Genomic DNA, 25,882 nt, shown 5'->3' on the forward strand with positions numbered 1-25,882 from the left:
GCGTCACCCCTCCTGGATCTGGTCGGTCAACTCCCAATGCTCACCGCGCAGCCGGATCAGACCACGGCGGGCGAACTCCTCCAGCCACCCGACCATCGGGAACTCCGACCAGCGGGAGCGGAACAGATTGGCATTGGCGACGATGCTCTGCAGGTGCTGCACCGGCGGCGTCCGCGTCGGGTGGTACTGATGGTAGGCCATCGGCTCGACCGACCATCCCAGTCCGATTCCGGAAGCCTCGGCCAGACGCGCGAAGTCGGTGTCCTCCCCGCCGTAGCCGGTGTAGTCGGTGCAGAATCCGCCGACGGTTCGCCAGGTGGCTGCGGTGAGCGCGAAGGACAGGGACCAGAAAAGGTCGCGGGGCAATCCGTCGGGACCCGGTACGGCGCTGCGCCGGGCCGGATGCGGATCTGTCCAGGCCGCCAGCTCGGCCGGTGCGGCGAGCTCGGCGACCCGTTGTTCGGGTGAGAGATAGGTGACCGGTCCCGACCAGATCACCTCCGGTTGCTGTGCGGTCAGCCGGCGGTAACTCTCGACCAGCCGGGCAGCGGGAACGCAGTCGACATCCAGCAGGATCACCGTTTGCGCACCGGCCTCGATCGCCGCCTCGACACCGAGGTTGCGGGCCGCGGCGAGCGGCAGCCGCGCCGGATCGACCGGCAGGTCCAGCCATCGGGTCGACAGCGCGGGATCAACCGTGCCGGCGTGATCATCCACGGGTATCCCTGCATGATCATCCACGGGTACGTCTGCAAGGTCATCGGCAGCCGTATGTACCTGATCACCCGCAGGCACGCGCACCTGATCACCCGCAGGCACGCGCACCTGATCACCTGCGCGCATCCGCACGACCACATAGTCGTCGGGGAGCTGGGTGCCGGCAGCCAGCATCCGGGCCTGCTGTGCCAGATGTTCGGTGCGGCCGAAGGCCAGGGTCACCACCGCCGTCGACATCAGCGACCACCCAGCAGACCGGTGATCGACGCGGCAGCCCGCTGCGGGGCACCGGCTGCCTGCCACAGGGACCACCGGTCGGGTCGGTCGATCGTTCGTCGGACGACGGCCGCCCAGTCGGTGACCGGTTCGGTGACGATGGTGGCCAGCGCGTGGTCGGCGAGGACCCCGGCGGTCACCGCCTGTTCATCGAACGGTCGCGGCGCGGGTCGGAGGATCGCCGGCACCGACAGCAGAGCCAGATCGGCCACCGTACCCAGGCCGCTGATGCCGACGGCCAGCTGCGCCTGTGTCAGCAGCGCAGACAACTCGCAGGCGCCGAGTCCCCGGCCACGGATCCACTCCCAGCCGGGGGTTGCCGCGCGCGCCCGGTCCAGCTCGGCGTCCGACCATCCACCCTCGGTACCCGGCAGCCAGGCCGCGACGGGTCGCTGGCCGGAGAGCTGCCGACGAGCTCCCCGATCACCACTGCCCCCGTGATCAACTCCGGCCCCGTGACCAGGAACGTCCTGTCGATCGGCGGTATCTCGTCGACCATGGCCGGTGACCGGGTCCAGGCCGGAGATCCCACCGACCCAATGCACCTTCGGGTTGTGCACCGACAACCAGTCCGGTTCGTATAGGGCCCGTGGCCAGGGCGCGATGATCAGATCGGCCGAGCCGTAGGCCTGGTCATGGGGACGGTCGGTCCGGTCCCCGGGTTGGGCGATCACGACCACCCTGGCCCCCAGCAACCTGCCCAGCACCGCCACCTCGGCCGACACATCGCTGATCAGGACCGCTCCGGGATGATCGGCGACCCATTGGGCGATCACGGCCATCCGCCGTCGATGACCGGCCGAGTCCTGCGGCGCCCAGTGCCACTGACCACCGGCGGTCGCGGCCTGCCGGTCGATTCCGGGCTCGTCGTCGGCCGGCAAGGGGTGCCACCGTCCGAAACCGGCCGGCGGGAGGGTGGAGAAGATCGTCACGTCGAGCCCCGGATGTTCTGCCACGATCGCCGAGACGATCGCCCGCGCCCGGTTCAGGTGTCCGTTCCCGTGGTGGTGGATGTAGTAGCCGATCACACCCGGGCGCCTTCGAAGATATCGGCCCGGGCCTCGCTCAGGCTGCGGTAGAGCCGCTCGTAGGCGGTGACCATCCGGTCCAGCGACAGGTCGCGCCGCCCGACCATCGCCACCTGACGGCGGTTCAGACCGAGCGCGGCCTCCACCGCCGCGGCCAGTTCTCCCGGTTCCTGGGCGAAACACCCGGTGACCTGCTCGGTCACCACCTCGGGCAGTCCGCCGCGGCGCAGAGCAGCAACCGGGGTACCACAGGCGATCGCCTCCGCGGCCACCATGCCGAACGGTTCGTCCCAGCACGGAGTCACCAGCAGCGCACCGGCCGAACCGTAGATGCCGGGCAGTTCGTCCTGCGGGACCGGACCCAGGTACTGCACCTCGGGGCCGAGCTCCGGCCGGATCACCTCGGCGAAGTACTCCTCGTCGTAGATGCTGCCCACCAGTCGGATCGAACGCCCGAGCGACCTGGCGGTGTCGATCGCCAGATGGGTTCCCTTCTCCGGTGTGATCCGACCGGCCCACAACAGATCCTCACCCCCCGCACCAGGAGTGAACAGGTCGGTGTCCACTCCGTTCGGCACGACCTCGATCCCGCGCAGTGGCCACAGCGAACGCAGCGCCCGACTGACCGCGACCACATGATGCCGGGCACCGACATTGCGCAGTGGTCCCACGATCCGACGCAGCGGCGGGGTGTGCAAGGTGGTCAGCATCGGCGGCCCGCCGAGGAGGGACTGCTTCACCGGCAGCGGGTGCAGGGCATTGTTGTGGACCACATCGGCGTCCCCGGCGAGCACGTCGGCCATCACCTGGCGATAGCTGACCGCGTCCAGCTCCGCCTGTTCGGGGACATCGCCGAGCATCGTGGGTGCGGCGAACTCGATCACCTCGCAGCCGGCCGGCGGCTGGGTTCCGGCCGGGGCGTGCAGCCGTACCTGATGCCCCCGGGCGACCAGTCCCCGGGCCAGGTGCCAGACGAAGGCCTCGAGACCTCCGACGAAGGGCTGGCACAGCGGGAACCAGCTCGGCCCGATCAGGTCGATCCTCATCCGACTCCTCCCTTCGGGGCCCACCGGGTGGCCGCAACGGTGCCGTCGATCACCAGCGGGATCCGCGACAGTTCCTCCGGTGACGGGCGGCCCAGATGTACCCCCGGTGGCAACGGTCCACCGGACCAGCACTGCCCCGCAAGATCCAGCCACAGGTGGACCTCTCCCCCTGCCGCGAGGCCGGCGACGAGCAGTTCGAGGCTGTCGGCGGGCAGTTCGGGTTCGGTGAGGATCACCGCCACCGACGGCACCTGCGTCGGCGGGTGAGCACCCGGATGGTCCTGCAGCCTTCGGAACCAGGGGTCGGGCAGCAGCGGGGTGAGCCGCTCACGCTGCCGGTCCAGGACCTGAGCCAGTTCGTCGGCATCGAGGCGTCCGGCCAGGTCCGCTCCGTTGTGCCAGGCGACGGCCCCGGGCAGGTACCGCCAGCGGGCGCCGGCGAGCCAGCAGCGATGGGCCAGATCCCAGTCCTCACCCCCGTAGCCGACGAACCGCTCGTCGAAGCCACCGATCCGGTCGAACATCTCGGCGGTCATGGCGAGCACCGCCGAGATCAGGTAGCGGTAGCTGCGCGAATTGCTGTCGGCCAGGTTCGCCGTCGCGGCGTACCCCTCGGCCAGCCAGGCCGGCGGAGTCAGTTCCCGGGGCGGAGCGGCCCGGCCGGTCAACCACTCCCCGATCCGGCTCGGGCTCCAGTTGCCGAGATCGGCATGCCGGCGTCGACCGACCACCACGTCGAGGTGTTGCAGGGCGGCGACGACGGTGGCCAGGTATCCCGGTTCGGGAACCATGTCGGCGTCGAGGAAGACCAGCAGATCGGCCGGGTACGCCGCAACGGCCAGGTTCCGGGCGGCGGCGGCCCGGAACCCGCGGTCGTCCTGATGCACGGTGTGCAGCGCGTACCTGCTCGACCGGGGAAGGATCGGCGGCACCCTCGATCCGTCGTCGGCCACGACGATCCTCACCGGACCGGTATGGGTCTGCAGTTCCATCGCCGCCAGCAGACGGTCGAGTGCAGCTTGGTCGTCGTAGAACGGGACGACCACGCTGATCGACGCGCGCCGGCCGGGGTCGGAAGCGCTCATGACCACGCCTCCTGCAGTGTCCGGGCCAGCTGTTCGGCGACCTCGGCCGGGCCCGCGCCCACCTTCGTACCGGCCGGCAACCAGGTACGCGCAGGGTCCTGCCAGGCCGCGGCAATGGCGCCGGCCAGGTCGTCGGTGAGTTCCAGGGTCTGCGGGAACGACTCCTCGAGTTCGCTCAGGTACGGATTGGGCACCGCGATCGGGCGCCTTCCGGCCTGCCACCAGCTGCCGACCGATCCCGATGCCGACATGTGGCGATGGGCCAGCACCGGGACCGCCACCGCACGGGCGGCCTGCAGCAGGTCGGCATCACTCAGCCAGCCGCTGATCTGCAGCGTGGTCCCCTGTGCGGCCGCCAGCTCGTGGAGTCGGCGACCGTACTCCTCGTGCCCGCGGGCGATCGGCCCCAGATTGACCACTGCCAGGTCGAGCCGAAGCCGACCGAGGGTTTCGAGAACGGTCTCCATCCCCTTGCCCGGATGCAGGAATCCCAGCATCGCCACCTGGGGCAGTCGGTCGCCGGGATCTCTCGGCGCCGGTCGGGGCTCGGCGCGCGGAAGCCCGATCACGGTGATCGGGCCCCGGGTGCCGGCCCGGCGCAGCAGTTCAGCCTCGAACTTGCTGGCGACCACGACCACCTGCGCGGCGTCGGCGATCCGCCGGTAGGCCGCGACCCGGTCCCGTTCCCCGGAGCCACCGGTGGTCCGCGGATCGGCCGGGTCGGGGATGTCGTGCAGGGTGACGCCGATCGAGGTGCCGGCGGCCAGGGCGGTGATCCGATCGGCGGCCGTACCCGGGGTGGGGCCCCACAGATGATCGGTGACGTGCAGATGGAGCGGACCGGTGAACTGGCCCGGGTCGGGGATCCGGCGCCGCACGCTGGCCGAGGCCAGGGCCGGCTGGTCCAGCAGTTGCAACGCATGCAGGACGACGCCATGCTCTCGCGGGCCCGGTACGACGTGGATGGTCGAGTTCACCCGACACCACCGCCACTGACCCGGTCGTAGATCTCCCGGTGCCGCCGGGACAACTGCGCGCGTTCGGTCCGCCGCTGGTCCGCGGTCGCCGGCTGCGGTACCGCGTCGATGGCGTCTGCCAGTGCCGCGGCGAGGGAGGCTCCCGGATCGGTCCAGCTGTGCACCGCGTGTTGTTGATGGAACCAGCCGATCCGCGGTGCCACCACCGGCCTGCCCAGGTCGTGACCGAGTTCCACCCACCCCGAGTGCGTTCCCCAGCGGTACGGCAGGACGATCACGTCGAAACCCGCCACGTGGTCGAAGAACTCGTCCTCATCCCCGGCGGCCCGTTCGACCACCTGCCACTGCCGGCCGTCGCCACGAAGCTCCGGCGCCAACCGGGCGCGCAGGCCCGGACGCAGATCCACCGTCAGCTCGCTCCCCGCGGGCAGCTGGCGGGCGATCACCGGGATCAACTCCGGGTCGGTGTTCGCGCGCAACGCTCCGAGCGGCAGCAGCACCCGCAACGGTCCGTCCATCCGGGGGCGAGGGTCGCAGAGCCGGTCGAGCCCGACCACATGCGGATGCGGCAGCACCACGGCCTCACGCTGCCAGTGCTCGGCGATCTCGGTCGCCGCCCCCGGTGTCAGGGTGATCACCGCATCGGCCCCCTGCACCAGAACTCCGAGGGTCTGTCGGTACCCGGACTGGTCGTGCAGGTGCGGGTTCGTCAGGTCGTGGACCGTCAGCACCAAGGCGATGCCGGCGCGGCGCAGCTCGGCCAGCCAGTCCCGTGCGGCGGCCGGTGCGAGGTGGTCGAATCCGAAGTGCAGGTGGACCAGGTCGGCGGTCCGCTGGGCAGCCCAGCCCGGATCGAAGACCGGCGACGGCCACCACTGACCACTCGGGGCGCCCGGTACCGGAGGGTCGGCCAGCCATCGCAGATCAGCCTCCGGTGGGACCGGGCGAAGGTGGCGGACGTAGTTGTGTGCTGAGGGAACGGACTGGACGCGTAGGGGGGCGGTGCTCAACTGGCGGGGTTCTGCACACCGGTGCGGTGTCGGGGGTGATGCTGCTGCATATCGGTGCTCACGTTCTCTCCTCAATCGAATGACGGAATCAATCGAGTGACAGAGGCCGACGATATCCCACCGGGCCGACATCGCGGACCGACATCGTGGAGAACCGGCAGCGACGACCTGCGCCGATCAGCCCATCGCCGACCGCTTGGGTGTGGCGGCACCCGCCGGCGAGTGCGGCCGCACCGGTAGGGCGTGGGCCGGAACGGTCGTTCCGGCCCACGCCTCAGGCTGCCCGCGTACCGACCCTGGTCGGCACCCGCAGCGGATTCGGTGCCACCTCGCGGCGCACCACCGGTTGCACCGGTGCCGGGTTCTTCCGTGGCCGTCCACGTCCCCGCTTGCGGGAGACGATCACACCGTTGACGAACAGTTCGCCACCCCAGACACCGGCCGCCTCGGCACGCTCCGACGCTCCGGCCAGGCACTGGGTCCGCAGTGGGCAGTCGGTGCACAGGGACTTGGCGAACTCGACGTCGTTGGGTGACTCGGCGAAGAAGACCTCCGGATCAACAAGGTGACACGGCAATGCCTGTGTTCGTACCTCGTCCAGCCTGGCAGTCATGGTTTTCTCCTGGTTGTGTGGCCTGATGGGGGTAGCTGGGCCGAAAACCATGCCTGGAAAAAGAAATCAGGCCATGGATTCCGGATGATCGGATCCACGGCCTGGAGTCAACGGTGCGCTGTTACACCGGACTTCGTCGAGAATCCGAACTTCGCTGAGCGGCGGTACGACCGAACGGGTCGATACCGGCGCCTTGGGAATTGGGCACCTCGCCCACCAGTCGCACGCGCTCACCGGTGACCGTTTTGCGGCCGAGGCCGGTGGCAACGGCAGAGGTACGGAATGCGTCAGTGATGAACCGCGGGGCGGTGGCGGAGGTATGGCAAGCAGCCGACAACGTCGGCAGGTACTTGATCATCGTGTTTTCCATTTCGCATTCCTCCTCTCGTGTGCATCGGATCGGCGGTCCGATGTGGCCTTGTCCGGCGCCCGGTCGAACGCCAGGTTGGACTTTACGGAGCACGCCGATCGGGTGCAAGCGATTATTCGGACAAATTGTCGGCGTCGTTGCGTCCGGGCAGAAGTTGATCATCGTCGGAGTTCAGGATCTGCAGCACCTCGGCGCCGTACTTCTCCAGTTTGGAACGGCCCAGACCGTTGATCCGCAGCAGTCCCGCATCGTCACTCGGCCGCGCTTCGGCGATCGCCACCAAGGTGGCATCGGTGAACACGCAGTAGGCCGGCAGTTTCTGTTCGGCGGCTCGTTCGCGGCGCCAGTCCCGCAGCCGGACCAAGGTGGCCTCGTCGTAGGTCGCCGGACACTCGGTGTGCCGGCCCAGTTTGCGTTCGGCGGCGCTGCTCAACGGCTCGTCACAACTGCGGCAGGTCGCGGCGAGCACACTGGAGCGTTCGCGACGTCCGGGACGGGCTCCCCGACCGCTCTGCGTCCTCGCCTCCTGGGCCGGGCGCAGACCGTCGAGGAACCTCGAAGGCCGCCGGTTCCTCGGACCCGGGGACCAGGAGACGCGCAGATGTTCACGGGCGCGGGTGAGCGCGACGTAGAACAACCGCCGCTCCTCGGCCACCTGCGCCGGGGAGGTCGCCAGCACGAACGGCAGCGTGCCCTCCTGCACCCCGACCACCGCGACGGCGTCCCATTCGAGGCCCTTCGCCGCATGGATGGTCGCCACGGTCACCCCGTGGGCGACCGGAGCATGTTGTTCGGCCGCCCGGCGGGCCAGTTCACCGGCCACCTGTCCGAAGGTGACCTCCGGGTCGGCCCGGCGCAGGTCCTCGGCCACCGAACGCAGGGCCGCCAAGGACTCCCACCGCTCCCGTACCGCCCCGGCACCCGCGGGCGGATCGACACTCCACCCGGCCGACTGCAGGACCATCGTCAGTTCCTCGACCGGGTCCCGGTCGTCATCGGCGAGATGGGCGCCGATCAGTTGCAGGGCCCGCCGTACCTCGGCGCGGTCGTAGAAACGCTCGGAACCACGTACCACATAGGGCAGTCCGCGATCGGCCAGCGCCTGTTCGTAGGCCGGCGATTGGGCGTTGATCCGGAACAGCACCGCCATCTCCCGCGGATCGGTCCCGGCATCGCGCAGTCCGGCCAGCCAGTCGGCCACCGCCGCGGCCTCGGCCGCCTCGTCACTGCTGCCGGCATAGAGGACCGGCGGACCGGCCGGACGCTGGGCCACCAGGGATCCCGATTGCAGCCCGGCGGTCCGGGGTGCTCGGGACAGCACCTGGTTGGCCGCCTCCACCACCTGCGGGGTCGAGCGGTAGTCGCGGACCAGCCGAATCACCGAGGCATCGCGATGGCGCCGGGCGAAACCGGTCAGGAAGTCGGCCCGGGCACCGGCGAAGGAGTGGATGGTCTGTGCCGGATCGCCCACCACGCAGATCTCGTTGGCCGAGCCCAACCACAGTTTGAGCACCGCCTCCTGCAGCGGGCTCACGTCCTGGTACTCGTCGACGACCAGATGTCGGTACTGCCCCCTGACCTGGGCGGCGACCTGGGGGTCGTCGGCCAACAACGAGGCGGTGCACAACAAGATGTCGTCGAAGTCGATCACGGCCCGGGCACGTTTGGCGCCCTCATAGGCCTCCATCACCCGGGCCACGGTCGGGTGGTCGACCGAGGAGACCTCCCGGCCCATCGAGCCGGCCATCGAGGCATAGGACTCGGCGGGGACATTGCTCACCTTGGCCCAGCTGATCTCCCCGGCGAGATCCCGCAGCACCGCGGTGTCGGTGGAGATCCGCAACCGGGAGGCAGCCTCGGCCACCAGCGACATCCGGTTCGCCTGCACCGGGGGGAGTTCGTTGCCGTGCACCCGGGGCCAGAAGTACTGCGCCTGCCGCAGTGCCGCGGAGTGGAAGGTACGGGCGGCGACCGCCGGCACCCCGAGCCGACGCAATCGGGCCCGCAGCTCACCGGCCGCCCGGGTGGTGAAGGTCACCGCGAGGACGGCATTGGGCTCATAGGTGCCGGTGACGATGCCATAGGCGATGCGATGGGTGATCGCCCGGGTCTTCCCGGTGCCGGCGCCGGCGATCACCGCCACCGGCCCCAGCAGACTGGTGGCCACCTCCCGCTGGTCGGGATCGAGGTCGGCCAGCAGACGCTCGGGTTGGGCCGACAACGCCGACTGCAGCACACTCACGGTGACCACGATAGGCGCCGTGGCCGACAAGGCCGACATCGCCGGGCGGCGACTGTCGGTGGACTGATTTAGGGTGGTCCCCGATGACGACGATCGACGCCTCCGGGCCGCGAACCGGTGAGTTGGTGGTGCACCACGGCCCGGATCCCGAGGCACTGCTCGACGTCCTCGCCCGGGAGCTGGCGACCCCACTGGCCGATCCGTTCGCCTTCGAGCTGATCAGCGTCCCCAGCCAGGGTGTCGAGCGCTGGTTGTCCCAGAGCCTGGCCGCACGGCTGGGCACCAGCGCATCCGGGGGCGACGGGATCGCCGCCGGGATCGACTACCGGCCGCTCGACCGGTTGGTGGCCGAGGTGGTCACGGCGGCCTCCGGCAGCGAGGACGCCTGGTCGTCGCAGCGGCTCCCGTGGTTGCTGCTGGCGGCGATGGAGGCGGCGCGCGGCGAGCCGTGGTTCGCCGTGGTGGCCGACCATGCCTGGCCCCAGGGCAGTCCCCGTGGGCGTGCCTGGTCGGTCGCCGAGCGCCTGTCCCGCCTCTTCTCCGGGTACGCCGACCAACGGCCGAGCATGATCAACGCGTGGCGCCGGGGGGAGGACAGCGGCCCCGGCGGGGCGATGCTGCCCGATGATCGCCGCTGGCAGCCGCAGCTCTTCCGATTGCTCTGCGAGCTCGCCGAGGTGCCCGATCCGGTCGAGCGACTGGACCTCGGTCTGCATCGTCTGCGACGGGACCCCGACCTGGTCGACCTGCCGCAGCGGCTCGCGGTCTTCGGCCCCACCCGGCTCGACGACGGGCAGTTGCGTACCCTCACCGCGATCGCGGCCCACCGCCGGCTCCTGCTGTTCACCCCCCACCCCTCCCCGGTGGCCTGGCAGGCCCTGGCCTCCCGGCCGCCGTCGACGTCACCGGCCCGTGCCGCAGACAGCACGTGGCAGGCCCTGACCAATCCCCTGAATTCCCTCCTGGGACGGGATTCCCGGGAGTTGCAGACCCGACTCCGGCAGCTCCCGGCACAGACGGTGGGGCACCGCGGCCCCGCCCCCGCGACCACCCTCCTGGGCAGGTTGCAGGCCGATGTGCACGATGATCGCGCCCCCGCTCGGCTGCAGCTGCAGCCGAGCGACCGGAGCATCGCCCTGCACCGCTCACACGGCCCGGACCGGCAGGTCGAGGTGCTGCGGGAGGTGATCCTCGGCCTGCTCAGCGACGACCCGACGCTGGAGCCCCGCGACATCATCGTCATGTGCCCCGACATCGAGGTCTTCGCCCCGTACATCCAGGCCGCCTTCGGCCTCACCAGCGAGCTCGGCACGCACCCGGGGCACGATCTGCGGGTCCGGTTGGCCGACCGGTCGCTGCTGCAGCAGAACCCGGTCCTGGCCACCGTCTCGGAGGTGTTGCGGATCGCCGACTCCCGAGCCGGTCTGTCGGAGGTGCTCGACCTGTGCGCCAGCGCCCCGGTCGCGCGCAACTTCGGCTTCGACACCGATGACCTCGAACGGATCGCGGTGCTCGCCGAACGTGCCGGTGTGCGCTGGGGCCTGGACACCGATCACCGCCGCCGCTACGCGATGCAGGGATTCGGTCAGAACACCTGGCGCGCGGGCCTCGACCGGATGCTGCTCGGGGTGGCCATGGACGGCGAGGGCGGGCACTACCTCGGCACAGCCCTGCCACTGGACGATGTCGACTCCGGGGATGTCGCCCTGATCGGCCGTCTCAGCGAGTTCATCGCCCGGCTGGAGCGGTGTTGCCGCAGCCTCGGCGGGCCGCAGTCGGTCCGGGCCTGGGCACAAGCCCTGCGATTCACCATCGAATCCCTGACCAAGGTTCCCGGTTCCGAGTCCTGGCAGCTCAGTCACGCACTGAGCAGCATTGCCGAGCTGCTCCCCGACACCGAGAACTCCGAGAACGCGCCGGATCCCGACAGCGATCCCGCCGCCTCGCACGAACTCTCCCTGGGCGACCTGCGTTCGCTGCTCGCCGATGCCTTCGCCGGTCGCCCCAGCCGGGCGAACTTCCGTACCGGCGGCATCACGATGTGCACCCTGACGCCGATGCGGTCGGTTCCCCACCGGGTGGTCTGCCTGCTCGGCATGGACGAACACCGGTTCCCGCGGCGGCCCACCGCCGACGGTGATGACCTGCTGCAGCTCGAGCCCTGGATCGGTGATCGGGATCCCCGCAGTGAGGACCGTCAACTGCTGCTCGATGCGGTGCTCTCGGCACGCGACCAGCTGGTGATCATCCACAGCGGACACTCCGAGCGGACCGGTGAGCATCGTGACCCCTGCGTCCCGGTGCAGGAGCTGACCGACACCATCGCCGCCATGATCGGCGACCTGACAGCGATCACCACCGAGCACCCGTTGCAAGGGTTCGCACCGGCCAACTTCAGCCAGGATCCGCCGCGCAGTTTCGATCCGATCGGGGTACGGGCCGCCCGGGCAGCCGGTGCGGTGCAGGTGGCCCCGCCGAGGATCTGGGACGTCGCCGACCTCGGTCCGGCCGAGACGAGCGAAACGGTGGATCTGAGCGAGCTGATCCGGTTCCTGGTGCATCCGGCCAAGGAACTGCTGCGGGTACGGGCCGGCCTGTCGCTGTGGTCGGACGAGCAGACCGTGCTGGACGAGATCCCGATCGAACTCGACGGCCTGCAACGCTGGGCGATCGGCGAACGGATGCTGCAGGCCGCGGTCGCCGGCGGTGACCTCGACCGGCTGGTCGCCGCCGAGTGGCGCAGCGGCCAGGTCCCGCCGAAGGGATTGGGTGGGGCGTTGCTGCAGACCCTGCGCAACGATGTGGAACAGATCGGCCGGGTCGCCTCGGAGCCGATGATGCGGGCTGCACGCAGCCTGCCGGTCAGTGCCCAGCTGGGGGAACGGGAGGTCTTCGGTGTGGTGCCGGGGGTACGCGGCAACGAGATCGTGTCGGTCAGCTATTCCCGCCTGGGACCGAAGCATCGGCTGACCTCCTGGGTACGTCTGCTCGCCCTGACCGCAGCCGAACCGGGAACACCGTGGCAGGCGGTGACCATCGGCAAACGTGGCCGCCGGTCAGTGCTCGGCCCGGTCGCTGCGGCCGATGCCCGGGCCCGGCTGCTGGATCTGGCGCGGATCCGTGACCTGGGGCTGGGTGAATTGCTGCCGCTGCCGCTGAAGACCGCTGCGACCTTCGCCGAAACCGCTGCCCGCGGGGCGAAACCGCGACCCTACGAGCTGCCGAACGCCTTCAACGACGAACGCGACGACGTCTGGCACCTGTGGTTCGACCGGTTCGGCGATGTCGATCGCGCCCCGGCCCGAGCGGTCGACCAGGCCAACAGCGAACCGGCCCGGCACGAGTCGAAACGCTTCGCCGCACTGGCCCGGCGCGTCTGGGAGCCCCTGGTGGAGGCCGAGCGCTCATGACCGTACCCCTCTCCTCCGTCGACGGCCCGCTGCCGGCACGGACACCGATCACCCAGTTCGACCCGCTCGGGGAGCTGCCCCGCGGGACGGTGATCCTGGAGGCTTCGGCCGGCACCGGCAAGACCTGGACGATCGCCGCCCTCGCCGCACGCTATGTGGCAGACGGGCTGGGCCTGGACCAGTTGATGATGATCACCTTCACCCGGCAGGCCACGCAGGAACTGCGCAACCGGATCCGTGACCGCCTGCTGCGCAGCGCCCGCCACCTGCGCGACGTACTGACAACCGGTGGCCGCACCTGCGATGACCCGATCGATGCCTTGCTGGCTAGCGGTCCACGTGCGCAGGTCGAGTTGCGATTGCAGCGCCTGACCCGTGCCCTGACCGATTTCGACGCCGCGACCATCAGCACCACCCACGAGTTCTGCCAGCGGATGCTGGCCGGTCTCGGGGTGCTGGTCGACCACTCCGCCGACGACACCCTGGTCGAGGACCTGTCCGATCGAGCTCGCGAGGTGGCCGCCGACTTCTATCTGCGCGCCTACGCAGACGCCTCCCCCGAGTTCGACTACCGGACCGCGATCCAGCTCGCCGAAGAGGTGGTGGCCCACCCCGATGCCGTGATCCGTCCCGATGACGATTCGGCCCGCAGTCGATTCGCCAAGGCGGTCCGCAACGAGGTGGAGAAGCGGAAACGTCAGCTCGGGCTCTACACCTTCCATGATCAACAGCAACGCCTGGCCGACGCTTTGGCCAACCCCGCTGCGCAGCAGCGCCTGTCGGATCAGTTCCCGGTGGTGCTGGTCGACGAGTTCCAGGACACCGATCAGGTGCAATGGCAGATCCTGCGCACCGCCTTCCACCGAAGGTCCACCCTGATCCTGATCGGTGATCCGAAGCAGGCCATCTACGGCTTTCGCGGGGCCGATGTGCACAGCTATCTGCGGGCGGTGGGCGAAACCGAACAGGTCGCCACCTTGGGCATCAACCGACGTTCCGATGCCCGCCTGGTGACAGCCCTGGGCGAGCTTCTCGGCGGTGCCGAGCTGGGTGATCGGCGGATCCGGGTTCACCCGGTCGAGGCGGCGCACACCCGGTCCCGGTTGGAGGTCTCCCATCCGCTGCTGCTCCGGGTACGCCCCGACGACGGTGACCACTGGGCTACCACCTTGCAAAGTGACATCGACGCCGATCTGGTGCACCAGGTACGCCAGCTGCTCGCCGAGGCGCCGAAGCTCACCGAAGAGCGCGACGGGGAGCAGGTGGTGCGTCCGTTGCGGGCCGGTGATCTCGCGGTGCTGACCCAGACCAACTGGCTCGCCGACAGCATCACCGACTCCCTGGCCTCGGCGGGGGTCCCGGTGGTGCGGGTCGGTGCCGGCAGCGTCTACCTGGGCGAGGAGGCCAAGGACTGGTTGGCACTGCTGCGGGCACTCGCCAAGCCACGGCCGCAACCGATCCGTCGGGCCACCCTGACGAGCTTCATCGGCTGGACCCTGCCGGAGCTGGCCGCCGCCGATGAGTCCGCCCTGGCGCAGGTCAGCCAACGGATCCGGCGCTGGAAACGCCTGGTCGACAATCACGGGATCGCCGCCCTCTCCGAGGCCGTGGCCGCCGACGGTGTCGCCGAGCGGTTGCTGCGAACCGCCGGCGGATCCCGCAGGTGGACCGACCTGCGCCACATCGGCCAGGAACTGCATGCGGTGCAGCGTGCGCGCCAGCTCGGGTTGGCCGGTCTGATCGAGTGGCTGGCCGAGCAGATGGACACCTCCTCGAAGACTGTGGACGAGCGCGCGCGCCGACTCGACACCGATGAGGACGCGGTGCAGGTGATGACCCTGCATTCGGCCAAGGGGCTGGAGTTCCCGGTGGTGCTGCTGCCCGACCTGTGGCGTGCTCCGGGCAACCGGTCGGCGGGTCCGCAGACCCGCAATGCCGCCGACGGTCAGCGGATCCTCGACATCTCCGGTTCCGCCGATGCCGATGCCGATCGGGCCAGTCGGGAGGACTCCCTGCGCCGGACCTATGTGGCGCTCACCCGGGCCAGTCGGCTCGCCATCGCCTGGTGGGCATGGAACGACAAGGTCTCACCGCAAGCACCGCTGCACCGGCTGTTGCAGCGGCCGGCGCAGGTGGCCGTCCCGCCGGTGGCAGCAGCCCGGGGGGTCGATCCGCACACGGCAGCCGGGTTCACGACCAGCACCATCGACCCGCAGCCGCAGGTGATTCCCCCCGACCCCGCCGTACCCGGTGGCTCGCGGCTGCGGGCGCGCCGATTCGACCGGGAGATCGACCAGGCGTGGCGGCGAACCTCCTATTCCGGGCTGACCGCGGCCGCCCACGATGCACCTCACCCGGGTGCGGTGATCCCACCGCCGTCGGTGACCGTCGCCGGCAGTGAACCCCTGGGACCGCTCAGCGACGAACCCGAGACCGGCAGTGATCCGGATCTGCTCGTGCTCGATTCACCCCCGAGCGAGGCGCCCGGGTCCAGTGCGCCCGGGTCCGACGCATCCGAGATCGACTCACCCGGGCTCGACACAGCCGGGCTCGACTCCCTCCGGCCCGATCCCGCAGCCGGCGGAACGGCACCCGAGGATCCGCGGACCGGCGTGGGAACACCGGATCTGGGACTGGTGTCGCCGATGAGCGGGATGGTCGCCGGCACCTCCTTCGGCACCCTGGTCCACGAGATCCTGGAGCGGGTGGACACCCGGGCCGAGGACCTCGCCGCGGAGGTACGCGCGGAGGTGAACACCCGCTTGCGCCGGCTCCCGCTCGACGGGGTGGACCCCGATCATCTGGCACAGGCCCTGGTGACGGTTCTGCGGACCCCACTCGGACCGATGACCGGTGGTCGCAGCCTGGCCGACTTCGCACCCGCCGACCGTCTGCCCGAGCTGGACTTCGAATACCCGCTCGGCGGTGGTGACCGGCCGACGACCTCGGCGGTGATCGCCGACATCGCCGCCCTGCTACGTGATCACCTGCCGGACACCGACCCACTGGTCGACTACCCCGGCCACCTGGCGAATCCGTTGCTGGCCGAGGAGCCCCTGCGCGGCTGGTTGACCGGTTCGATCGATGCGGTGTTGCGGGCCCCGGTGAACGGTCCGGATCAACGCCACTTCGTGGTCGACTACAAGACGAACTGGCTGGGCGGCCCGGTGGGTGAGGTGCTGACCATCGGCAGCTACGTGCCGAAGGCGATGGCACAGGCGATGATGGCGGCGCACTACCCGCTTCAGGCGCTGCTCTACTGCGTCGCCCTGCATCGCTTCCTTCGCTGGCGGTTGCCGGACTATCGACCCGATGATCATCTGGGTGGCGTGCTCTACCTGTTCGTCCGGGGAATGGCCGGTCCGCAGACCCCGGTGATCGACGGCACCCCCTGCGGTGTGTTCGCCTGGCAACCGCCGACCCAGTTGATCATCGACCTCTCCGACCTCCTGCACGGCGGGGAGAGCGGATGGATCGGTCAGGTGGGACCATGATCAGTGCGGAGACGGTGCTGGATGCCACCGGTCTGCTGGCGGAGTTCAACACCGCCGGTGTCCTGCGGGCGGCCGATGTGCACACGGCCCGGCGGATCGCCGAACTCGCCGGGGAGACCGAGGAGTCGGTGATCCTGGCACTGGCCCTCACCGTACGAGCGCTGTCGGGTGGTTCGGTGTGCATCGACCCGTTGACGGTGCATGCCGATGTCTTCGAGACCGACGCCGCCGACGCGCCCGGCCAGTCCGCTGAACAGACCCTGGCCACCGAGGATCTCCCGTGGCCCCAACCGCAGCAATGGCTGACCGACCTGACGTCGTCGAGGCTGGTCACCGTCGACGCCGGCGGCGTGGGTGAGCGTCCGCTGCGGCTGGTCGGCGGCAAGCTCTACCTCGAACGTTACTGGCGGCAGGAGGATCAGGTCCGCCGTGAACTGCAGCAGCGCTGGATCGGCGAACCACAACAGGTTTCGGCCACGGCACTGCGGGCAGGGCTGGACCAGCTCTTCACCGGTCAGGGCCTGCCCCCGGGTGTTCCCGATCAGCAACGGCTGGCCGCGGCGATGAGTGTGCTGGGCAGGGTGACGGTGATCAGCGGTGGCCCAGGTACGGGAAAGACCCGCACCGTCGCCCGGATCCTCGCGCTGTTGCACACACTGAGCCCGCGTCCGCCACGGATCGCGCTGGCTGCACCGACCGGCAAGGCCGCAGCCCGGCTGGAATCCTCGGTCCGCGGGGAGGCAACCGGCCTGGCGGTGCTGGGCCAACCCTGGGACCGGGTCGGCAGGGATGTGCTCGACCGGTTGCAGGCGACCACCCTGCACCGTCTGTTGGGCGCGGGTTACCAGACCAACCGGATGCGTCACCATGCGACCAACCCGCTGCCACACGACATCCTGGTCGTCGACGAGATGTCGATGGTCCCCTTGACGATGATGAGCCGACTGCTCGACGCCGTCCGTCCCGACGCCCGGTTGATCCTGGTGGGTGACCCGGATCAGCTGACCTCGGTGGAGGCAGGTGCGGTGCTGGCAGACATCACCCGTGCCCAACCGGCGGCGCCGGTGGGGATGGCCGAGCAGGTCGCGGCGGCGGCCAGACGGGATCCCGCCGAGATCGTTCCCGGTCAGGTGACCCTGCAACACACCTGGCGGTTCTCCGGTGACAGCGGGATCGACCGACTGGCCCAGGCCGTGCGGCATGGCGATGCCGATGCCGCGTTGGCCACGTTGCGTTCGGGGGCCGAGGGTCTGCTCTTCACCGAGCTCGACTCCCCGATCGCCGATGCCTTGGCCACACCGCAGTTGCAGGCACTGCGGCGCCGGGTGATCGAGGCCGGACGCGTCCTGCACGAGGCAGCCCGCACACCGGGTGAGGCCTCGACGAGAAGGGCACTCGAGGCGTTGGACAGTCACCGGGTGCTGTGTGCCCACCGCGGCGGACCCTACGGTGTCAGCCGGTGGGGACGGCTGATCCAGAGCTGGTTGGTGGAGGCGATCGACGGCTACGGGTTGGACGGTGACGGCGAGTGGTACTACGGGCGCCCGCTGATGATCACCCGCAACGATGCCGAGGCCGGTCTGTACAACGGTGACACCGGAGTGGTCGTGGCGACCCCGAACGGTCCGCGCGCCGCTTTCGCCCGCGGGACCTCGATCGCGCTCCACTCACCGCTGCAACTGGACGCGGCCGAGACGGTCCATGCGATGACCGTGCACAAATCCCAGGGCAGCCAGTTCCGGTCGCTGACCTTGATCGTTCCGCCGCTGGACTCACCGCTGCTGACCCGGGAGTTGTTCTACACCGGCGTCACCCGCGCCAGCGACGAGGTGGAGGTCATCGGTGAAGCCGCAGCGATCGTGAAGGCGATCCAACGGCCTGCGAACCGGGCCTCCGGCCTGCGCGAGCGCCTCTGATCATCGAATCCTGCCGATGCTGCGCCCGGCGGTCCCGGACCCCGAACCGACCGGGGCATCGGTGTGGCAGCCCCGGGCTGTCACCGCGACGATGATCACCAGTTCTCGGGAATCTCACCGTCGGTCTGCCACCAGGCCATGATCAACCGGTGGGCGATACTTGCCTTCCCCGGCAGGATCAGCTCCCCGCTCTCGACAGCCCGGGTCAGCTCGTCTCGGGTGTACCAGTTCGCCCACTCGATCTCCTCGCCGTCGACGGCGATCGATTCCGAACTCGCCCTGGCGATGAAACCGATCATGATCGACTGCGGGAATGGCCAGGGCTGCGAGCCGAAGTAGCTCAGCTCACCCAGCCGGACGTCGGCCTCCTCGCCGATCTCACGGTGCACGGCCTGTTCGAAGGATTCACCGACCTCGACGAATCCGGCCAGGACCGAGACCCGACCCTCTGCCCAAATGCGCTGGTGGGCCAACAACAGTCGATCGTTCTCGTCGACGATGGCCACGATCACGGCCGGGTCGCTGCGCGGGAAGATCTCCTGCCCACACAGATCGCACTGTCTGGCCAGACCACCACGGATGACCGTGGTGGGCGATCCGTCGCGGGGGCAGAACCGGCCGTTGCGGTGCCAGTTGAGCAATCCGACACCTGCTGCTGCCAGATCGCGATCGATCGGTGCCGCGTCGACCAGCACCTCGCGCAAGGTGGCGGTCTCGCCCTCGCTCAGTGCATTGCTGACGAAGACCGCCCGGTCCTCCACGGTCCCGAGCAGGTAATGCTCAGCGGGGTCGAACTCGCCGAACGGTTTGACCAGACGCAGTGTGCGGTCGGGATTGACGAAACAGCGGCCGGTCTCGTCGACATTCAGCACCCGGGTCTCGGGCTCGCGCCACTGTCCGGCGACCCACTCGGCATTGCCTCGGTGCGCATCCACTCGATCCAGCTCACTCGGTTCCTGCCACTTGTTCACGAGGGTCCACGCTACCGCCGCACCCCGAGCCGATCGCCAATCCTCACCGAGGCGCCCGGAGTTGCGATCGACTTCAGAGGGAGAACCGCTGTTCCAGGCCGGCACGATCCGGCAACCCGGTCTGCACGACCAGCCGGTCGGACCGGATGAAGTAGAACGCTGCCTCCACCTCGTCGATCGGTGTCCCGGTGAGTTCGGCCCAGGCGAGCCGGTACAGCGCCAGCTGGTCGGGTTCGGCACGGTCACGTTCACTGGTCTTCCAGTCGACCAGCAACCACCGATGGCCCCCCCGGCCCGGATAGACCGCGTCGATCCGACCACGGACGACGCGCCCGCCCAGAAGCAGGCTGAAGGGTTGCTCCAGCGCCGTCGGCACTTCGTCGGCGAACCGACCCGTGGCGAACTTCTCCGCCAGCCGGGCCAGCTCGGCATTGTCGACGAGTTCGTCGAGCAGATCCGGATCGTCCTCCAACAGCGCCGGCTGCAGGTGATGGCGGCGAGCGACGAACCGTTCCACCCACTGATGGAACCTGGTCCCGAAGCGCGCCCGGGCCGAGGGTTGGCGCGGCATCGGTCGCGCCAACTGGGCCGCCTGTGCCTGTGGGTCACGGTGCTCGGTCAGCAACCCGGTCACCGAAACACCGGCGGGCGCTGCCACCGAGTGCACCCCCCGTCGGTTCTGCCGGGCCTCGGTGAGCAACTGATCGATGTCGGCGTCCCAGGCCGACACCCGAGCCTCCAGGTCCAGCAGCAACGGCTCATCGGACTCGAGCTGCTCCCCCTTCGCCAGCTGCTCCCGTACCGCTCGGACTGCGTCGGCGGCCTCCCGCCGGCGTCGCTGCTTGTCCGGATCCAGCGGTGCCGGCCAGGCCACCGCAGCTGTCCCGGTGTCCAGGGGGTTGACCGCACCGGGTTCCGGTGGCGGGGTGTCGACCACCACCGCGTTCGTCGTCTGCGCCTCGGCCCTGATGGCGGCGAAGTAGTCCGACGGGCGACGCGGTTTCTTCGTCTGCGGCCGCCAGTGATGGGCGGTGCCGATCAGCAGCCGACGCGCGCGGGTCACCGCGACATAGGCCAGCCGGTCCTCCGACCTGCGCTGGCCACTCTTCAGCTCCTTGGCGTAATCGGCCATGGCCGGCTTCGTCGCCTCCGCCAGTTGCGGGATCGAACCGGCGTCACCGCGCAGATCGGCCGGCACCACCTCGGCGGCCCGCAGCCAGTTGCCACTGACCCGATCGCTGGGGAACACATCGTCCACCAGCCCCGGCAGCGCCACCACATCCCATTCCAGGCCCTTGGCCTTGTGCACCGTCAGCAACTTCACCGAGTCCGCACCGCTGGGAACGGCCTGGTCCAGACCGGTGCCGGTCTCGATCTCCGCCCGCAGCCAGGCCAGTAGACCACCGAGCGAGGCATCGCCGTCCACGTCGACGTAACTGGCCACCGCCTCGCCGAAGGCCGCCAGTTGGTCACGGCGGCCCATCCGGGCCAGATCCGGATCGGCACCCAGCTCGACCTCCAGTCCGAGGGTCCGGATCACCCGCCGGGTCAGGTCCAGCACCGGCTCGGAGGCATTCGACCGCAGCTGCGCCAACTCGTCGGCGAACCGGGCCAGCCGTTCCCTGGCCTGCGCCGAGAACGGCGCGTCACCGGGGTCGTGCACCGCGTCCAACAGTGACACCACCTCGGCGGGGTCGACTCCGGCGACCGCCTGGTCGAGTGCTGCGGCCAGGTCGTCGGCGTCGGTGGCCAGTCGTTCGGCCGTGGCGAGCTCACGCGCCCGCGCGCCCAGCAGAGCCAGGTCGCGGGGGCCGATCTGCCAGCGGGGACCGGTCAGCAACCGGATCAGTTCGGCATTGGCGGTCAGGTCGTCGAGCACGGTCAAGGTGGCGATCACATCGGTGATCTCGGGCAGTTGCAGCAGCCCACCCAGGCCGACGATCTCGGCCGGCACGTCTCGATCGGTCAGCTCTGCGTAGAAGGCGGCGACATCGGCATTGCGGCGGCACAGCACCGCGATCTGGGACCAGTTCTGCACCTGTCCGGCTGACCGCAACTGGGTCAGCTGGTCGGCCACCCAGGACAACTCCTCGGGCCAGGTCTCGAAGACTCCGGCGACGACCTCCCCGGCAGCGGTCTCGGCCGGGGCCCGCAGCGCAGTCGCGGACAGATCGGTCTGCACATGCGGGTCGTTGCGCAGCGGGGTGGCCAGGGTGTTCGCGACCGCCAGGATCCGGTGTCCGCTGCGGCGGTTCATCGTCAGGTCGAAACGCCGGGCGGGCCGGCCGGTGGCGGTCGGGAAGTCGTCGGCGAACCCGATGATGTTGGACGCCGCCGCCCCGCGCCAGCCATAGATCGCCTGGAACGGATCGCCCACCGCGGTCACCGCGTGGCCCTTGCCGCTGCTGGTGTCGGTACCGGAGAACAACCCCTGCAGCAACAGCGCCTGGGCCGCCGAGGTGTCCTGGTACTCGTCGAGCAGCACCACCTTGTAGGTGTCGCGGACGATCGCCGAGACCGCCGGAACCTCCCGGGCGAGACGGGCGGCGATCGCCATCTGATCGGCGAACTCGACGACACCGCGGCGGCGCTTCAGTTCCTGGTAGTCACCGACCAGGCTGGCCAGTTCCAGTCGCTCGGCCAATGCCGCCTGGGCCCTGGCCACATCGGCATACGGTTTGTTGCGGTACTGCGGGGCTTCGGCGAACGCCAACTCGTAGTCGCGTGCATGCCGATCCAGTTCGGACAGGGTGAGCAGATGCGACTGCATCTCGCCGTCGAGCCGCAGCACCCGCTCGGTCACCGACTGCGGTCGCAGTCTGGAGATCGATTCGAACGGCCCGGCAGCCGCACTCACCACCCGCGATGCCAACCGGAACCGGGTCGCCCCGGTGATCATCACCGGCTCGGACTCCTGCCCGATCCGCAGACCGTGTTCGGCGATCAACCGCTGGGCGAAGGCGTCATAGGTCATGATCACCTGCTCACCTGCCTCGTCGACACCGTCGACGTCGACCACACCGGCGGCCGACAGTGCCGAGCGGACCCGGGCGGACAGTTCGGCGGCGGCCTTCCTGGTGAAGGTCAGCCCCAGCACCTGCTCCGGCCGCACCTGACCGGTACCGACCAGCCAGACCACCCGGGCCGCCATCACCGTGGTCTTGCCCGAGCCGGCCCCGGCGATGATCACCCCCGGCTCCAGGGGAGCGCAGATCGCGGCCAATTGCTCGTCGGAGAAGGGAATCCCGAGCAGGCGGCCGATCTCCTCGGGATCGCTGATCCTGGCCCGGCTACGCCCGATCGAACGCAGCTGCGCGCCGGCAGGCTGATCATGGTGCTCAGGCAACGACACTGCCTCCGTTCGGTTTCGCCGGGCAGCTGTTCTCGAACGGGCAGTGCCGGCAGCCCGGGTTGGGCCGGGCGAGGTAATGCTCGGAGCGGGCGATGGCGGCTGCCTCGGCGATCCGGTCGTGCACCCAGGTGGGACCGGCCGGGGGGAGCTGCCGTTCGTCGTCGTGGGTCTCCTCGGGCAGCCGGGGTGAATCGTCCAGCGACGGCTGCACCCGGGTCGTCGGCCAGGGCAGGTCCTGTTTGTCCTGCACTCGCAGGAACACCAGTTCGGCACCGGCCACCTGCCTGACCCCCGGTGCCAACTTGTCGAAGGCACCGGCCTGGGCCGCCAACTGGTAGATCCCGAGTTGATCATGGCCGGCCACCTCGGACTCGGGCAGCGCATTCCGGGAGGTCTTGTAGTCGACGACGTAGAGCTTGCCGTCGCCGGTCAGCTCCAACCGGTCGACCTGACCACTGATGGTCACGCGCTGTTCGGGACGTTCGGCACTGGGCTGCAGGCTCACCTCGGCCCGGAAACCGACCTCAGTGCCGAGCAGTCGGCGATGCCCGCGCGCCTGCAGCCAACCGGCCCACCGCTGGACCGCCGCCTCCGCCTCGGCCCGCTCGATGGCCGACAGCCAGTGGGCGTCGAAGGTCATCCGATCCCAGATCCGGTCCAGCTCGCCCAGCTGCAGCTGCGCCTGCCGCCCGTCGTCGGAATGCTCGATCAGGGCATGCACCACCGAACCGAACAGGGCCTTGTCCCCCGATTGCCGGTCGCCGCGGGCCCGTCGGGCCAGGAACCAGCGCCGGGGGCAGGTCCGGATCGCCTCGACCTCGGAGCCCGAGAGGGTGATTCGGCCCGGTTCCACCGCAGGCGCACTCTCGGTCGGCGCCGACAGACCCCACCAGTTGATCGGATCGGCCGCCGGCACCAGCGGGCGACCGACATCGTCACGGGCCTCGGCCAGCCGGGCCAGCCGCTGCACCGCGGCATCGCGCGCCGGGGGCGTCTCGTTCGGGTCTACCGCCACCCGCCGCAACTCGGCAACCAGTGCCGTCAGGTTCAGCGGACGCGACGGCCTGCCGGCAAGTGGCCGCAGGGGTACGCCGAGCTCACCGATGAACCGCGAGGGCTGGTCGCCCTCCCCCTCGGTGCCGACCACCGAGGTCACGACCAGCCGTCGGCGGGCCCGCGAACAGGCCAGGTGGAAGAGCCGGCGCTCGGCTGCCAGACGGGCCGCCGGCGGTTCGGCATCGAGCAGCCCGTCGGCCCCCAGCCGGGAGGGTTCGAGCAGCGACTCGCGGCGACGCAGATCGGGCCACAGACCCTCCTGGGCACCGGCGACGATCACCAGGTCCCAGGCCTGACCCTTGGCCCGGTGGGCGGTCAACAACCGGACCGCTGCGCCGCGTACCCCCTCCTCCCGGAGAGTGTCGGCCGGGATTTGCTGGGACTCGACCTCGGCCAGGAATCCGGCCAGACCACGTCGGCCACCGATCTCACTGGCCCGCTCGGCAACCTCGAACAGCGCCACCACCGAGTCGAGGTCCCGGTTGGCCCGGCGGGCGGACAACCCGCCACCGAGCGCGCTGCTGCGCAACCGCTGTGGCCAGTCGGTGCCGTCCCACAGCTCCCACAAGACATCCGAGGCGGTGCCGTCGGCCCGGGCGACCGCTGCGGCACCGGAGAGCAGATCGGCCAGCCCGCGGGCCGCCGCCACCTCGGGTGAGTCCCGAAGACCGACCAACCGGTCCGGTTCGACCAATGCCCGGTGGACCAGGTCGGCGGTGGGCGCCGGCAGGCCACCGCCACCGAGTTCGTCCCGCTCGGCCTGCCGCAGGGCCCGGCCGAGCCGGCGGACCCCGAGACTGTCCAGACCGGCCAGCGGCGAGGTGAGCAGTCGATGGGCCTGATCTGCGTCGAGCTGTCCAGCGGCGACCACCTGACAACCGAGCAGCAGCGTCCGCACGGCCTGCTCGGCCGCCAGCGGGATCTCGTCACCGGCCACCTCGATCGGCACCCCGGCGGCCAGCAGGGCCCGCGACAACGGAGGTATCCCGCGTTGCCCCGAACGCACCAGCACCGCCATCTGCGACCAGGCCAGGCCGTCACGCAGGTGGGCGGTCCGCAGCAGCTCGGCGATCTGTTCGGCCTCGGCCCCGGCCGTGGTGCAGCTGTAGGCCTCGACACTGCCACCGGGGTGTTCGGCCACCGGCTCGCGCAGCAGGTGCGGATCGGGCAGCGACCGGGCGAGCGGCAATCGCCACGCGACCCCGCTGACCGCCTGAGCCAACCGGGCACCGCTGCGATGGTTGTGCCCGAGGGTGAGCACCGGTGCGGCCGACCCGTCGGGGCCGGGGGCCAGATCGGGGAAGTCGAGAATGCCGCGGGAGTCGGCGCCGCGGAAGCCGTAGACCGCGGAGTCGGGATCGCCGAAGACGACGACATTGCACTGTCGGCCGGCGGTGGGGTGTCCGGCATAGGCCAACAACAGCTGGGCCTGGGCGGAATCGGTGTCCTGGAACTCGTCGACGTAGACCCGGCCGACCTCGGCTGCCAGGGACTGCTGCACCGAGGGATCGGCGAGCAGGATCCGACTGCGATGGACCAGCTCGGCGTAGTCGAGCACTCCCTCGGCGTCGAGCACGTCGAGGTACTCGGTCATGAACTCCCCGACCGCCTGCCAATCCGGTCGACCGGACTCGGCGCCGAGGGCGGCGAGTTGGTCGGGATCCAGACCCAACTGTCGGGTACGGGCGAGCACCGCCCTGACCTGGGAGGCGAATCCGCGGGTGGGCAGCGCCTCGGTGAGCTCCCCGGGCCAGGCATCGGCCTCGCCCCGGCCCGCCAGCAGCTCGCGTACCCGGAACTCCTGTTCCGGTGCGGTGAGCAGGCGCGGCAGCGCATCGGAATCGGTGAATCGATGCATCAACGCGAAGCTCAGACCGTGGAAGGTGAACACCCGCGGCATCGCACCGGAGCGGCCGATGCGGCGCACGATTCGGTCCCGCAACGCGACCGCTGCCCGCCGGGAGAAGGTGATCACGCTGATACTGCCCGGGTCCTCCCCGGCAGCTACCCGGGCGGCCACCGCCTCGACCAAGGTCGCGGTCTTGCCCGTCCCCGGGCCACCGAGCACCAGCAGTGGGCCGTCGGTGTGGTCGATCACCACCTGCTGGGTCGGATCCGGGACGATCCGTGGGAGCTCGGGGGTGTGCGGGGCGAGCAACTCCCACCGCTGCCCGTCGACGGCGCCGCCATCGGCCTGCCCGGCCCGCCGGGACGACCGATCGTGAGCCGCGACTGCATCGGCTGCGGCCGCGTCCCGGCCTCGATCGCTCACTTCCAGCCCTGCTTCCCTCACGTCGTCCATCGAAGCATCTCACTCCG

General features: G+C 70.0%; 15 protein-coding genes. 3 read left to right on the forward strand and 12 right to left on the reverse strand.

Annotated features, from left to right (window positions below; all coding sequences use genetic code 11):
• Positions 1–3: 3 nt before the first annotated feature.
• From CLV29_RS06575 to CLV29_RS06615, 9 genes are all read right to left on the reverse strand, one after another.
• On the reverse strand, positions 4–954 hold the full coding sequence (locus tag CLV29_RS06575; protein ID WP_133754160.1) for a glycosyltransferase family 2 protein: 951 nt from the start codon (positions 952–954) through the stop codon (positions 4–6).
• On the reverse strand, positions 954–2,021 hold the full coding sequence (locus tag CLV29_RS06580; RefSeq protein WP_133754161.1) for a hypothetical protein: 1,068 nt from the start codon (positions 2,019–2,021) through the stop codon (positions 954–956). The genes CLV29_RS06575 and CLV29_RS06580 overlap by 1 nt, the downstream gene beginning before the upstream one ends.
• On the reverse strand, positions 2,018–3,067 hold the full coding sequence (locus CLV29_RS06585) for a glycosyltransferase (protein WP_133754162.1): 1,050 nt from the start codon (positions 3,065–3,067) through the stop codon (positions 2,018–2,020). Before CLV29_RS06585 ends, CLV29_RS06580 begins: the two co-directional genes overlap by 4 nt.
• Positions 3,064–4,152, reverse strand: a complete 1,089-nt coding sequence (locus CLV29_RS06590) for a glycosyltransferase family 2 protein (protein ID WP_133754163.1) — start codon at positions 4,150–4,152, stop codon at positions 3,064–3,066. Before CLV29_RS06590 ends, CLV29_RS06585 begins: the two co-directional genes overlap by 4 nt.
• The gene (locus CLV29_RS06595; protein ID WP_133754164.1) at positions 4,149–5,129 is read right to left on the reverse strand and encodes a glycosyltransferase family protein; all 981 of its coding nucleotides are present in this window, start codon (positions 5,127–5,129) and stop codon (positions 4,149–4,151) included. The genes CLV29_RS06590 and CLV29_RS06595 overlap by 4 nt, the downstream gene beginning before the upstream one ends.
• On the reverse strand, positions 5,126–6,139 hold the full coding sequence (locus CLV29_RS06600; protein WP_166649156.1) for a glycosyltransferase: 1,014 nt from the start codon (positions 6,137–6,139) through the stop codon (positions 5,126–5,128). Before CLV29_RS06600 ends, CLV29_RS06595 begins: the two co-directional genes overlap by 4 nt.
• Before the next feature lie 274 nt (positions 6,140–6,413).
• Positions 6,414–6,752 carry a WhiB family transcriptional regulator gene (locus tag CLV29_RS06605; RefSeq protein ID WP_208292788.1) on the reverse strand — a complete coding sequence of 113 codons (339 nt, stop codon included), beginning with the start codon at positions 6,750–6,752 and terminating at the stop codon, positions 6,414–6,416.
• A gap of 121 nt (positions 6,753–6,873) precedes the next feature.
• Positions 6,874–7,110 (reverse strand): hypothetical protein, encoded by a 237-nt coding sequence (locus CLV29_RS06610; protein ID WP_133754167.1) that lies wholly within the window; start codon positions 7,108–7,110, stop codon positions 6,874–6,876.
• A gap of 124 nt (positions 7,111–7,234) precedes the next feature.
• Positions 7,235–9,403, reverse strand: a complete 2,169-nt coding sequence (locus tag CLV29_RS06615; RefSeq protein ID WP_133754168.1) for an ATP-dependent DNA helicase UvrD2 — start codon at positions 9,401–9,403, stop codon at positions 7,235–7,237.
• Positions 9,404–9,447: 44 nt separating this feature from the next.
• Here CLV29_RS06615 and recC point away from each other — a divergent pair, with 44 nt between their 5' ends.
• The 3 genes from recC to recD are packed head-to-tail and all read left to right on the forward strand — an operon-like array spanning position 9,448 to position 18,184.
• A complete protein-coding gene (gene recC, locus CLV29_RS06620) occupies positions 9,448–12,774 on the forward strand; it encodes an exodeoxyribonuclease V subunit gamma (RefSeq protein ID WP_133754169.1) in 3,327 nt (1,108 codons plus the stop codon).
• On the forward strand, positions 12,771–16,268 hold the full coding sequence (locus CLV29_RS06625) for a UvrD-helicase domain-containing protein (RefSeq protein WP_133754170.1): 3,498 nt from the start codon (positions 12,771–12,773) through the stop codon (positions 16,266–16,268). Before recC ends, CLV29_RS06625 begins: the two co-directional genes overlap by 4 nt.
• Positions 16,265–18,184, forward strand: a complete 1,920-nt coding sequence (gene recD / locus CLV29_RS06630; RefSeq protein ID WP_133754171.1) for an exodeoxyribonuclease V subunit alpha — start codon at positions 16,265–16,267, stop codon at positions 18,182–18,184. Before CLV29_RS06625 ends, recD begins: the two co-directional genes overlap by 4 nt.
• 95 nt (positions 18,185–18,279) lie before the next feature.
• On the opposite strand, the gene nudC is transcribed toward recD, so the two are convergent.
• The 3 genes from nudC to CLV29_RS06645 form a co-directional block, all read right to left on the reverse strand.
• A complete protein-coding gene (gene nudC, locus CLV29_RS06635) occupies positions 18,280–19,155 on the reverse strand; it encodes an NAD(+) diphosphatase (RefSeq protein ID WP_166649157.1) in 876 nt (291 codons plus the stop codon).
• A 73-nt stretch (positions 19,156–19,228) separates the two neighbouring features.
• Positions 19,229–22,501 carry an ATP-dependent DNA helicase gene (locus CLV29_RS06640; protein ID WP_243831772.1) on the reverse strand — a complete coding sequence of 1,091 codons (3,273 nt, stop codon included), beginning with the start codon at positions 22,499–22,501 and terminating at the stop codon, positions 19,229–19,231.
• Positions 22,494–25,865, reverse strand: coding sequence for an ATP-dependent helicase (locus CLV29_RS06645; RefSeq protein ID WP_133754173.1), 3,372 nt, complete (start codon positions 25,863–25,865; stop codon positions 22,494–22,496). Before CLV29_RS06645 ends, CLV29_RS06640 begins: the two co-directional genes overlap by 8 nt.
• Between the last annotated feature and the right edge of the window lie 17 nt (positions 25,866–25,882).

This window comes from Naumannella halotolerans (genome assembly GCF_004364645.1).
Lineage (GTDB): Bacteria > Actinomycetota > Actinomycetes > Propionibacteriales > Propionibacteriaceae > Naumannella > Naumannella halotolerans.